Origin of the sequence: Murimonas intestini, from assembly GCF_024622195.1 — a bacterium.
GTDB lineage: Bacteria > Bacillota > Clostridia > Lachnospirales > Lachnospiraceae > Murimonas > Murimonas intestini.
The window spans coordinates 48,939-61,282 of the sequence record NZ_JANKBI010000026.1 but is presented as its reverse complement, the minus strand read 5'-3'; the positions used below and the strand labels follow the sequence as shown (position 1 = coordinate 61,282).

Here is a 12,344-nt window from a genome sequence, read left to right as displayed (position 1 = left end):
GTTTTCGTGCGTATTTGCACGAAAATCCCGAGGGCTGCAGCGCGAAACGGCGGTTTTTGCCGTTTCTGTGCATCGCGGAGCGTGTTACTGGTCACGGAGTGAACAGTAACTTTTGGAGTAATTGAACTGGGGAAGAAGACATCGATATAAAGAAGGTGGACAGATGGCTGGAAAAATTAAGATTGCGTCTACATGCCGCAGGTGCGGCGCTATACGGCAGAATGTTACTGCATCTGCAGCAGACTCGGCTATAATAGAGTATATTGACAGTATTCTCCGGGGGATAGAGGCACGCCGGCCGGACCTGATCGTGCTGCCGGAAATGTGCGACCTGCCGGAGGGCTGGGAAATGGGGACTTATGTCCATTATATTGCGGCCAGGACAGAGGCAGTATATGAGCATGTGAAGAAGAAGGCACAAGAACTGAATGCATGGATCGCTTATCCCACAGTGCGTCAGCTGGAGGATAAAACCTTCAGGAACAGCTGTATACTGATTGACAGAAAAGGAAAGACGGCATTAGTATACGATAAGATGCATCCTACACTGGGTGAACTTGAGGCGGGCATCCGTCCCGGAGAGGCGCCCCGGGTGCTGGAATGTGAGCTGGGATGTGTGGGAGCGGCCATCTGTTTTGATCTGAACTATACAGATCTGGCTCTGGAATATCGAAAGAGAAACGTGGATCTTTTGCTGTTCCCATCGCTGTTTGACGGGGGACTGATGCAGCAGATGTGGGCGTTTACCGCAAGAGCGTATCTTGCAGGAGCCTGCGGAGGCTGCTGTGCATCTGTAATTTCTCCGGCTGGTGAAGTGCTGGAAAGATCAACAGGATACTTTTCAGAAATAGTTTATACAGTCAATCTGGATTATGAGCTTGTACATTTGGATTTTAACAGGGATAAGCTTTTGGAGCTTACGGACAAGTATGCAGACAGCGTGACTATGCGTGACCCGGGCGGACTGGGATCTGTGATACTGATAAATGAGAGTGCCGGACGGACTATGAAAGAAATTTTAGAAGAATTCTCCATAGAGAGGCTGGATGATTATCTGGGGCGGATGGAGTATATAAAAAGCTGTTATGAGGCGAAGGAGTATGAAGTATGAATGAAAAAATTAATGCAGCGGTTCTCGGTTGTGGGCTGATGGGCAGAACGATTATTGAGAATATCTGGGATTCACCATTTTTGGGAGAGATTATCGGCTATGACGTCAGCGGGGAAGCACTGAAAGCAACACAGGAAAAGTATAATATCTGCGTGACAGACCAGCTTGATGATATTTTAAAGGATGAGAGTATAAAGCTTGTATATATTGCGGCAAGCAATGACGCCCATGTGCCTCTTGCTATAGCTGCAATGAAAGCAGGTAAAGCAGTTATGACGGAAAAACCGGTGGGGCTGTCCATTCCTGAGCTGGATAAACTGCTTGCCGTGCAGAAGGAGACAGGAGCTTTTATACAGGTGGGACTGGAACTGCGCTATTCCAAGCTGTACCTGAAGGCTAAGGAGATAATTGACAGCGGCCGTATCGGCAAACCTGTAAGCTATCATTATACATATTCCTGCTCACCTTACGAGAGAGAAAGCTGGAGAGTGAAAAAAGCCAATTCAGGAAGCATGTACCACGAAAAGCTGTGCCACTACATTGATCTTGTGCGCTGGTGGAACGGTTCGCGTGTCAGTGAGTTCGTGGTGACATCAGCTCCTAATACAATTCCATATTTTGAAATCGAAGATAATGTGCATGTCAGCTGCCGGTTTGAAAATGGCGCTGTAAGCCATTTGTTTTTCCTGATGACAGCAGCACCTACAGGTAATTCTGATATGCTTCAGATGAAGACGGATCTGTTCGACCAGGATAAGGACGGACATAAATTGAACTACATCATTACGGGTACAAAAGGAGCCATCGAGATTGATGTGTTCCAGCGGCAGCTTCGCGTTTACCGCCATGCTGGCGATCCCGCCCAGACAAAAACAGCGGAGGAGATAACAGAAGTGTATGCCTGGGATGAAGGAAGAGATCATGAGCATTTCCACAATACACAGACACAGAATCTGGATATCCTGCGCCGGGCTGCCTGTGGAGAACCACCGTACCTGTCTTTGGAGGATGCAGCGGAAACCATGAGGCTGTGTGTGGAATTCAGTGCTGCCCAGCAGGGTCATACGTGGGAAGTAATTAAACGCTGAGACATTTATAAATATATAAACTTACTAAAAAGAATTTTTAATTCAGAGGTGTAATATGTCAGTGAAAATTTTAAAAACCAGTATGGGATTTGAACGGGAAAAGCTTATGGCACCCTTTGGCTTTAAGGGAGCACATATGAATGAACTTTGGCAGGTGGCAGTTTTGCTGCAGGATGAAAATGGAAATGAGGGCTTAGGCTTAGGAGTACAGAGTGTACTATGGTCGGACAGCGCAGTGTTTGCGCAGTATTCGCCTTCTGCGGGAAACAGCATTATGCTGCTGCTGACAGAATATGCCGTGAATCTTCTCAGGGGTCAGACCATGACCTCACCAACGGAGATGCTGAAAGACATTTTTCCGGCAGTACATGATTATGGAAAAAAGATTACAGGCAATAATGATCTGCGCAAGACATTTGTCCTCAATGCCCTTGTGCCGGTGGATATGGCTTTGTGGCGCCTGTATGCGGAACAGAATAAGATTACCTTTTTTGATGACCTGGTGCCGGATGAAGCGAAGCCGTATCTGCAGGGAAGACAAAAGCAGCTTGCTTCTGTGCCGCTGATCACATATGGTTTGTCTCCTGTCAATGTAGGCAGTTTGGCGCAAAGCGGCATGTTTTTTATGAAAATAAAAATCGGAAGTGATCCGGAACATGACAATGACAGGGAAAAGATGCTTCAGTGGGACTGCCAGCGGCTGACCATGATCCACAATATTTTAAAGGACTTCCGCACGCCGTATACAGAATCCGGCAAAATTCCGTATTATCTGGATGCCAATGGCAGGTATGATTCCCGTGACAGGGTGATGCGTCTGTTTGACCATGCAGACAAGATCGGGGCGCTGGAACATATCATAATGCTGGAAGAGCCGTTTACAGAAAATTCAGGCATTGATGTCTTTGATTTCCCAACCCGTATTGTTGCAGATGAGAGCGTACATGATGCAGATGATGTGGACCGTCTCATAGCACAGGGGTATACAGGTATTGCCCTCAAGCCAATCGCAAAGACACTGAGTGTTACCTTTGAGATCCTGGAGCGTGCCGGGGCTGCAAAGATCCCCTGTTTCTGTGCAGACTTAACAGTGAATCCGCTTATGGTAGACTGGAATAAAAATGTAGCGGCGCGGCTGGCATGTCTGCCCGGCATGAAGGTGGGGGTAGTGGAGTCAAACGGTAATCAGAACTATATTAACTGGAATAAAATGAAAAACTATCATCCAATGGGATGGGAGAGCTGGGTGGACTCTTCAAACGGAGTATTCGGCCTGGATAAAAATTTCTATAGATACAGCGGAGGAATTTTTGCACCCGCCCCCCACTATCGTGAAATGGCTCTTTTATAGTAAGGGAGACACTATGAAAACATATAAATTTGGAATCATGGGCAGCGGAATGATCGCCCATATCCACGCAAAAGCTATCCAAAAAATACCAAATGCAGCTATAGCCGGCATATACGGCCCGGTTACGGAAAGCGTACAGGAATTTGCAGCCAAATATCAATGCAGGGTATACCTCTCTTCTGAGGAAATGCTGGCAGATGAGGAAGTGGATGTGGTAAATATCTGTACACCGAGCGGAGTACATGCAGAACTGGCTATTGCGGCTGCAAGGGCTAATAAGCATGTAATAGTGGAAAAACCATTGGCGGTCAATAAAGAGGATGCACAGGCCGTGGTCCGGGTGCAAAAGGAGACGGGCGTAAAAATCTGCGTAATCTCACAGCTGCGTTTTTCTCCCGGGGTACAGGCCCTTAGGGATGCAGTCCGCCATGGGAAGCTGGGCAGGATGATCATGGGCAGCTTATCTATGCTGTATTACCGCAGTGAGGAGTATTACCAGAACGGAGGCTGGCGGGGACGCTGGTCCAGCGACGGGGGCGGTGCTCTTATGAATCAGGGTATTCACGGCCTTGACCTTCTTTCTTATATCTGCGGTCCGGTAGTGTCGGTACGTGCATTTTATAAAACCTTATTCCACGATATTGAGGTGGAAGATACCCTGTGTGCAATTTTGGAATTTAAAAACGGGGCACTTGGTACAGTGGAGGCAAGTACAGCGATAAAGCCCGGCAGTCCTCGTAAAATCCACATCGGAGGGACGCAGGGAAGCGCGGTGCTCACTGAGGATGCCATCACGGAATGGAGGGCGGATGAACCTGTTCCTGAAAGCGGGGAGCATTGGCAGATAGGCGCAGCAAATGATCCCTCCGCTTTGGATGTGACAGGACATCTGCTTCAGTTTAAAAATCTGCTGGCTTCTATTGAGGGCAGGGAAGAGCTTCTGGTAGATGCAGCGGCAGGATGCAGCACAGTAGAGCTTGTGCTGGCAATTTATGAATCCGCACGGAGCGGAAAAACAGTAAACCTTGAAATGAGTGAAAAGGACATATGAAAACAGCAGTAATCACAGACGAGATCTCGCAAAATCCCGAGCAGGCGGCAAAGGTTGCCTCTGACTTTTGTTTAGATGGAATTGAATTGCGCAGTGTGTGGGACAAGCAGCCGCACGAGTTGTCAGAAAAGGAAATAGATCGGATCAAAAATATTTGTGAAAGATACGGTCTAAAGGTATGTGCCATCTCCTCACCCTTTTTTAAATGTAATTTTAATAAGGATGAAATTGAGGCACAGATAAATCTTTTAGAAAAGACCATTCAATTGGCAAAACGGCTGGATTGCCGGATCATCAGAGGATTTAGTTTTTGGCAGGAGGAAGATTTTGAAAAGATGCTGCCTCTTATTGCAGAAGCTTTTAAGGTGCCTGCAAAGATGCTGCAGGAAGCAGATATGGAGCTTGCGCTGGAATTGGATCCTTCTGTGTATGCCTGCAATGGTCAGAGGCTTGCACGGCTGGTGGAGGCTATCGGGCATCCGTGTGTAAAAGCCTTATGGGATGCAGGGAACGATATCTATTCTCCTGTTCCGGAACAGCCATTTCCCGAGGGATATCATTATGTTCGGCCCTATATCGTACATGTGCATCTTAAGGATGCCGTGAAAAAGGGGGAGACTGCAGAAAGCGTTAAAATTGGAACAGGACAGGTGGATTGGACTGCCCAGCTTGCAGCACTGAAAGAGGATGGTTATAAAGGATATATCAGTCTGGAAACGCATTATCGAAAAGGGATAAAAATTTCAGAAGAGCTGCTGCGGCAGCCCGGAGGAGCAGATTTTTCTGAATGCGGCCTTGAGGCCAGCGAAGAATGTCTGGAAGCTCTGCAGGATATATTGGGAGAACTAAATTAGATACAGCAGGAGGTTAAATGTTACCGGGCACGGAGTGGACAGTAACATTAACACAGGAGGATTGCAATGCTTGAACTTATCAACGGAAAGATCATTGCTGACCGGGTTTTGGAGGGGTGGAACCTGTGGATCGAAGGAGGCAGGATTGCGGCGGTTACTACCCGTGACTGCCCGGGCGCCCAGGTAATTGATGCAGGGGGAGCATATATAGCCCCTGGATTTATAGATATCCATACCCATGGCGGGGGAGGATATGATTTTATGGACGGGACAGTGGAAGCCGTATGTAAGGCTGCCTCCATGCATATGAGCCATGGGACTACAACACTTCTGCCTACCACCTTGTCTTATGGGGTGGATTCCATAGAAGCGGCAATCCGGCACGCCAGGGAAGCAGGGGATAAACCGGATATGCCCAATATTCCGGGGGTACATCTGGAGGGTCCTTATTTTTCTTTAAAGCAGGCAGGGGCCCAGGATCCTGCATATATTAAGTCCCCGGCAAAGGCCGAATATGAGGGCATAACAGAACGTGCAAAAGGCTTTATTAAACGATGGAGTTTTGCTCCTGAACTGGAGGGGGCAAAAGAGTTTTGCGAATACCTTACAAAGCATGGGATTTCACCCTCTATAGGGCACAGTGACGCAGAATATGCAGATGTTCTGAAGGTATATGAAAAGGGCTGCCGTATGGTCACACATCTGTATTCGGGTATGTCCGGCATTGTACGGAAGAATGCATACCGTGTGCTCGGAGTTGTGGAAAGCGCCTATCTTCTGGATGACATGGCAGTTGAGGTGATCGCAGACGGCTGCCATCTGCCTGTTGAACTGCTGCAGCTGATCTATAAAGGTAAGGGAGCCGATAAGATATGTCTGGTAACGGATTCAATGCGTGGTGCCGGAATGCCCGACGGACCGTCGATCCTTGGACGCAAGCAGGACGGAATGCCCTGTATTATTGAGGACGGAGTGGCAAAACTGACGGACCGCTCGGCCTTTGCGGGAAGTACAGCTACCTTTGACCGGCTGGTGCGCATCATGCATAAGAATGTGGGCATTTCTATTGAAGAATGCGTAAAGATGGCAAGTACCACACCTGCACGAATGATCGGACTTTCTGGATGTAAGGGAAGGCTGCAGGAAGGATATGACGCGGACATTGTTGTTTTTGATGAAGACATACAGGTGAAGAAGGTTTTTGTCAAAAAGGGTGATATGGTGAGGATGCATTGTTATTAAAACACCCGCCAATCTATTTGTAAAATCAAGTGATCAGGCTTTAAAAAGTGATATAATACACCGAAAACCTGCTATACAGCACAATATGGAAAGTCTATAATAAAATTCAGAAAACAGAATTGAAAAAGAGCATAAATCAACCATAATAAGAAAGGAAAGAGTGATTGCTATGAAAATTACGATTATTGGAGCCGGCAGTTCTTACACGCCGGAGGTTCTTGAAAGACTGAACGGAATGCGTGAGGAGTTGCCTGTAACTGATATAACACTGATGGATATCAATGAAGAGCGTTTGAACATTGTCAGCGGATTCTGCGGGCGTTATGCAAAACATATGGGGCTTAATGTTAACTTTGCATGCACAACAAAGCTGTCTGAGGCACTGCCGGGAACAGATTTTGTTATTGTCCAGATCCGCGTGGGCGGCAATGCTGCACGTATCAATGATGAAAAGATTCCTCTGTCTTTTGGTTTGGTCGGACAGGAAACTACAGGTGCAGGCGGATTTATGAAAGCGCTGCGTACAATACCTGCTATGCTTGAGATTGCTCATGCAGTGGAGGAATATTGCCCGGATGCATGGATCATAAACTATACGAACCCCACAGGGATCGTTGCTGAAGCAGTGAATAAATATTCAAATGCCAAGATCGCAGGCCTTTGTGCAGGCGGATTTAACGGACGTAACTGGACAGCTATGGGACTGAATGTGGATGCAGACAGTGTACGGTATGATCTGGCAGGCCTGAACCACTTGAACTTTGCATACAACATTACAGTAAAAGGGAAACCCCTTACGGAAGAACAGTTCCGTACTATTGCTGCATACCGGGGCGAGCAGGACGCAGAAATGTGTATTAAACTAGGTGCCCTTCCTTCACCGTACCTGCAGTATTATTACCATAAATCTAAACGTGTCAAAGAGCTCCAGGAAAAGGAAATGTGCCGTGCAGAGGAAGTGCTGAGCGTAGAAAAAGAAGTTTACAGGGACTATGCAGATCCGGCCTGTGAGACAAAACCCGCTTCCATTGAGAAGAGAGGAGGCGGCGGATACTCTGAGATTGCACTTGGGGTCATTTCTGCCATTTACAATGACAAAGATACATGGATCACTGTAAATGTACCGAACAGGGGAACTTTTAGCTGGCTGCCGGATGATGCGGTGATCGAGACAGCCTGCATGGTAAATGCTTCCGGCATCCGTCCCATAAATGCAGGTCCGGTTCCAAAAGCTGTACGCGGGCTGATATGCGCAGTTAAGAACTATGAACAGCTGGCAGTTGAGGCAGCTGTGACGGGTTCCGTAGAGACTGCGGAATTAGCTTTGCTGGCTCATCCTTTGGTAGGGGAATGGGAACTTGTAAAAGGTATGCTGCCTAAGCTTCTGGAAGCAAACCGTCAGTGGCTGAAAAACTTTAAATTATAAATGGAGACCCCTTTTATGAAATATTATTTATCTATTGATCAGGGCGGAAGCAAGACAGATGCCCTGATCTTCACCCAGGAGGGCAGAATCTTAGCCTTTGCTGATGACCGTGATCTGCGTGCGCCGGGGGAGTCCTATTATCAGCTGCAGGGCCGCTGGATCAGATATGCTGCTGAGAAGGCAGCAGAAAAGGCAGAGCTTACTCTTAAAGATCTTTCTGGGGCCTGCTGTTCGCTTAACGGTGCAGACTGGCCTGAGGATTATGTACGTCTCCGCAAGCTGGTGTCAAATGAACTGGGACTGGCAGAAGAGAATATCCGAATTGTAAATGATTGCATCGGAGCCATGCGGGGCGGTACCGGCGGAGGCAATCAGGCTGTTCTGTGTGCGGGGACTGGCATGAACTGTGCTGTGCGTGCAGCAGACGGCAGAGAGTATATCTACGGCTACTTTGTTAATGCGCCGGATCAGGGAGGCGGTGCCATCGGCACAAAGGCATGGCAGAGTATTCTGGATGCTTATACGGGCCTTGGGCCAAAAACCATGCTTACAGAGCTTCTTTTGGAGCAGCATGGTGAGAGTGATCTGACGGAGCTGTACAAAAAGTTTACTTCCAATCAGATAGTATTCAAGAATTATAATCTGAGTCCGCTTGTAATGCGCGGCGCTAAAATGGGTGATGATGTATCCAGGGATATAGTTGACACGGCTGCAAAGCGGATGGTCTGCTATATGGAAAATGCAGCCAAAAAGCTTGAGCTGCTAAATGAACAGGTGACTCTGGTGCTTACAGGTGGTGTTTTCAAAGGCGACGGGGAAGTATTGTTTCAGGCCATTGAGCATTATATCGGACAAAAGGGTCTTAATTTCATCTGTACTCCGGCCCACTATGAGCCGGTGGCGGGGGCGGCACTGCTTCTGCTGGATGAGTTAGAACCACAAAAGCGGGCTTCTGCCATGGAGAAATTTGCCCAGGATGCCCCGCGCTTCGGAGTAAAATGGGGCTGACGACAGGAGGAACAGATCATGAATGAAAACAAAATGGAAGACAAGATCTTTCTTACCACCATACATCACTCGGATCTTACATGGCAGTTTCCGTATGAGGAGTACGATGAGATCCGCGAAGAGCAATTAAATATTGTAATGGATTTTTTTGAGAAATATCCAGGCTATGGCTATATTTTTGACCAGGCTTATGTACTTCAGAATTACCTGGAAAGGAATCCAAAGAAGCTTGAACAGATCCGTGCATATGTTGATGAAGGACGCGGTATGCTTGAACTTATTGGCGGCTATTGCATTCCTGATATGAATCTGATCAGCGGAGAATCTTTTCTGCGCAACTGTATGCTGGGACGTGAGTTTTATCAGAAGACATGTGGATATACACCCCAGTGTGCAAGTCTCATGGATTCTTTTGGCACACCGTTCCAGACGCCGCAGATGCTGGCAGCAGCAGGTTATCATTATCTTGCACCGGGACGTATGCCAAATGCTCCCGAAGATCTGGATGTGGATGCACCGTTTGTGTGGCAGGGTGCGGCAGGCACATCTGTGACTGTGGCTCCCCAGGGTGCAGGTATTGATAAAACATCATATGTGACAAACGTGCCTGTAATGCTGGACGAGGATGAGCGTTTTGAAAAAACATTTACTGACCTGCAGAAAATGAAGGGAAATGTGCTGGCATACTACATCTCAGAGGTCCAGATGCTGGATGAGAGATTTTTTAAGCATCTTGAAGCGGTAAATGCAAATGCAGGTGCAGAGCGCAAGGTAACGTTCGGCCGTCTGGCTGATTACTGTAAAACATTGGATGAGGATATACTGCCTGTTTATAAAGGAGAATTTAATCCTGTATTTACCGGATGTTATACGACTCGCATTGGAGTCAAACAGCAGATTCGGGCTGCAGAGAATGCACTGTTTAATGCAGAGCTGGCATGTGCCCTGACAGACAGAGAACCGGATCTTGAAAAAGCGTGGAGACAGCTGGCTCTTGGCCAGTTCCATGACGCTGCCTGCGGCTGCCATCATGATGCATGTAATACGGGAGTGATGAAAAAGCTGCAGTTTGCTTTAAGCTGCGCAGAAGATTCCTGTGCAGAAGCATTAGGCAGAGGTACAGCTGTGGCAGTGCTGAATCCTTCAGCCAGCGGGGAGGAGCAGCTGATAGAGACTACCGCGGGGGCGCTGCCGGCAGGAGTTCCCCTCCAGCGTGACGGTGACAGATATTACTTTACTGCTAAACTTCTGCCTCTCAGTGTAAAGACTTTTGAAGCAGGGTGCCCTGATGAAGCAGTGGACCCGCTGAAAAGAGATACTGCAGGCTACTGCGGAGAAACAGATTGCTTTGCCTTTGATTTTACAAATCCCATGCCTAAGATTAAATCCAGGCGCTATGGACATTCTGTGTTTGGACAGGAAAATTTCGGCGAAATTATTTTCCGTCATGAAAGTGGCTCCATGTGGGCAGAAGTTCTCCGTGAGGTTCCTTATGGCGCTGAATTTCAGGATGAAGAAGTATGTGATGTGGAAGAAGGACCGCTTTTTATCAAAGTGACCACCAGAGGAGCGGTGCGTCCGGGCCACAGGCCTATTTCAGGGAACGCAGGTGACTATTGGCCGGGATTTGGTTCTCTGTCCTTCAAGAAAGAGTATATCTTCCCGCGGTATCTGCCATATTTCCGGCTGCGGCTGACTGTGGATTTCACAGGATACAATACTAAAATTTCCCTGCGAATCCCTGTAGAGCTGGATCCGCTGAAGGCGAAAGCACTGTATGATACGCCGTTTGCAGCAGTCTGCCGGAAACCGTATTTTGAAGTGCCGTATAAATATCGTGATACAGCTCAGCCGATGCAGCCGGGTGTGTATAATTACGCAAAAGGTGACTACCCTGCTTTGCACTGGGTAGATTACAGTGACGATCAGGCAGGATTGTCAATTGCCAATACAGGTACTCCGGGCCATCAGATGGTAGGAAAGGATATTTTCATCAGCCTGCAGCGCAGCGGAACAAACTGTCAGGACGGTACTATGTATCCGCAGCCGGGATCTTATGATAACGGGGAGCATGTATTTGATTTTGCTTTTTCAGATCATGCTCCTGAGGAAGATACTGCAGCAGTGGCACTGGGGGCGGTATTGAACCGTGCACCAGTCTGTATTGCGGGGACTTCGGTACAAAATCAGGAGAGCCTTCTGCGGTTCAGTAAATCTAATGTGGCAGTGTCGGCTGCATATCGCGATAAAGGTGTTCTTATAGTAAGAGCCTATGAGATTTTAGGAAAAGAAACACAGTGCGGGCTGATCTGCAGTGAGGGGCTGTCATGCTATGAATCTGATGTGTATGGTAACATAGGTGAAAAGCTGGACAAACAGCAGCTGCAGTTTGCGCCATTTGAGATCAGGACGTTTGTTCTTAAAATGGAAGAACAGCAAGGAGACTTTTCATGAAGAAAATAGTGAGTGGTTCTATGGAAGAGCAGGCAAAAACGGCCGCAAAGATTATTGCCTCATACGTAAAGAAAAAGCCAAATGCTTTGCTGTGCCTGGCAGCAGGCGACACTCCTACGGAGACATATGCCTGGATGGCCCGTATGCAGCGTGAAGGTCTGGCGGATTTTAGGGACTGCAGGCTTATAGGTCTGGACGAGTGGGCAGGACTGGATGAAGATACGGAAGGCGGCTGTATAAAATGTATCATTGACCATGTGGTGAAGCCCTTGGGATTAAAGAAAGAGAATGTTGTCTTTTTCGATGCCTGTTCTGAAGATTTGGATGAAGAGTGCGCCAGAGTCAATAAATATCTGGCAGCAGAGGGGCCGATCGATGTTTCACTCATGGGAGTGGGAATGAACGGCCATATTGCTCTCAACGAGCCTGGATGTGATTTTAACAGTACTGCACATACAGTGCTCCTGGATCCAATTACAGTAAAGGTGGCCCAAAAGTATTTTCAAAAGCCAACCCCTGTCACACAGGGCATCACATTGGGAATGAAACAGATATGGGACAGCCGGGTCCTGGTTGTTATTGCAAACGGGAAAAAGAAACAGGCCATTATGCATACATCCATGTACGGTGAGGTGACAAATGCTGTGCCGGCCAGTGCATTGCAGAATCATCCAAACTGTATCGTAAGCCTGGATACTGCTGCAGATTCTGCCGCAGATTGGGACTTAGATTCGGCTATCGGGGATAAAGGAGAATAGA

10 protein-coding genes are annotated in these 12,344 nt (G+C 47.7%); all 10 read left to right on the top strand.

From position 1 onward, the window contains the following. Nucleotides 1–163 precede the first annotated feature (163 nt). A complete protein-coding gene (locus NSB28_RS23690; RefSeq protein WP_109747811.1) occupies nucleotides 164–1,111 on the top strand; it encodes a carbon-nitrogen hydrolase family protein in 948 nt (315 codons plus the stop codon). Beyond that, nucleotides 1,108–2,199 (top strand): Gfo/Idh/MocA family protein, encoded by a 1,092-nt coding sequence (locus NSB28_RS23685; protein ID WP_109747810.1) that lies wholly within the window; start codon nucleotides 1,108–1,110, stop codon nucleotides 2,197–2,199. The genes NSB28_RS23690 and NSB28_RS23685 overlap by 4 nt, the downstream gene beginning before the upstream one ends. Nucleotides 2,200–2,254: 55 nt before the next feature. Then, nucleotides 2,255–3,550, top strand: a complete 1,296-nt coding sequence (locus tag NSB28_RS23680; RefSeq protein ID WP_109747809.1) for an enolase-like domain-containing protein — start codon at nucleotides 2,255–2,257, stop codon at nucleotides 3,548–3,550. Nucleotides 3,551–3,563: 13 nt separating this feature from the next. Beyond that, the gene (locus NSB28_RS23675) at nucleotides 3,564–4,601 is read left to right on the top strand and encodes a Gfo/Idh/MocA family protein (protein ID WP_109747808.1); all 1,038 of its coding nucleotides are present in this window, start codon (nucleotides 3,564–3,566) and stop codon (nucleotides 4,599–4,601) included. After that, the gene (locus NSB28_RS23670) at nucleotides 4,598–5,455 is read left to right on the top strand and encodes a sugar phosphate isomerase/epimerase family protein (protein ID WP_109747807.1); all 858 of its coding nucleotides are present in this window, start codon (nucleotides 4,598–4,600) and stop codon (nucleotides 5,453–5,455) included. Before NSB28_RS23675 ends, NSB28_RS23670 begins: the two co-directional genes overlap by 4 nt. A 66-nt stretch (nucleotides 5,456–5,521) precedes the next feature. Then, entirely contained in the window at nucleotides 5,522–6,697 is a 1,176-nt protein-coding gene (nagA, locus tag NSB28_RS23665) for an N-acetylglucosamine-6-phosphate deacetylase (protein ID WP_109747806.1), read from the top strand. A gap of 169 nt (nucleotides 6,698–6,866) precedes the next feature. After that, on the top strand, nucleotides 6,867–8,123 hold the full coding sequence (locus NSB28_RS23660) for a 6-phospho-beta-glucosidase (RefSeq protein ID WP_109747805.1): 1,257 nt from the start codon (nucleotides 6,867–6,869) through the stop codon (nucleotides 8,121–8,123). 15 nt (nucleotides 8,124–8,138) lie between these two features. Further along, a complete protein-coding gene (locus NSB28_RS23655) occupies nucleotides 8,139–9,131 on the top strand; it encodes an N-acetylglucosamine kinase (protein WP_257497806.1) in 993 nt (330 codons plus the stop codon). Between the two features lie 18 nt (nucleotides 9,132–9,149). After that, complete coding sequence (locus NSB28_RS23650; RefSeq protein WP_109747803.1) at nucleotides 9,150–11,585, top strand: glycoside hydrolase family 38 N-terminal domain-containing protein; 2,436 nt, start codon at nucleotides 9,150–9,152, stop codon at nucleotides 11,583–11,585. After that, a complete protein-coding gene (locus tag NSB28_RS23645) occupies nucleotides 11,582–12,343 on the top strand; it encodes a glucosamine-6-phosphate deaminase (RefSeq protein ID WP_109747802.1) in 762 nt (253 codons plus the stop codon). Before NSB28_RS23650 ends, NSB28_RS23645 begins: the two co-directional genes overlap by 4 nt. The last annotated feature ends 1 nt before the right edge of the window (nucleotide 12,344 follow it).

What these genes read in the sequence shown, in the direction of transcription:
- NSB28_RS23690 (WP_109747811.1), top strand. Translation starts at nt 164, where the DNA reads ATGGCTGGAAAAATTAAGATTGCGTCTACATGCCGCAGGTGCGGCGCT.
- NSB28_RS23685 (WP_109747810.1), top strand. Translation starts at nt 1,108, where the DNA reads ATGAATGAAAAAATTAATGCAGCGGTTCTCGGTTGTGGGCTGATGGGC.
- NSB28_RS23680 (WP_109747809.1), top strand. Translation starts at nt 2,255, where the DNA reads ATGTCAGTGAAAATTTTAAAAACCAGTATGGGATTTGAACGGGAAAAG.
- NSB28_RS23675 (WP_109747808.1), top strand. Translation starts at nt 3,564, where the DNA reads ATGAAAACATATAAATTTGGAATCATGGGCAGCGGAATGATCGCCCAT.
- NSB28_RS23670 (WP_109747807.1), top strand. Translation starts at nt 4,598, where the DNA reads ATGAAAACAGCAGTAATCACAGACGAGATCTCGCAAAATCCCGAGCAG.
- nagA (WP_109747806.1), top strand. Translation starts at nt 5,522, where the DNA reads ATGCTTGAACTTATCAACGGAAAGATCATTGCTGACCGGGTTTTGGAG.
- NSB28_RS23660 (WP_109747805.1), top strand. Translation starts at nt 6,867, where the DNA reads ATGAAAATTACGATTATTGGAGCCGGCAGTTCTTACACGCCGGAGGTT.
- NSB28_RS23655 (WP_257497806.1), top strand. Translation starts at nt 8,139, where the DNA reads ATGAAATATTATTTATCTATTGATCAGGGCGGAAGCAAGACAGATGCC.
- NSB28_RS23650 (WP_109747803.1), top strand. Translation starts at nt 9,150, where the DNA reads ATGAATGAAAACAAAATGGAAGACAAGATCTTTCTTACCACCATACAT.
- NSB28_RS23645 (WP_109747802.1), top strand. Translation starts at nt 11,582, where the DNA reads ATGAAGAAAATAGTGAGTGGTTCTATGGAAGAGCAGGCAAAAACGGCC.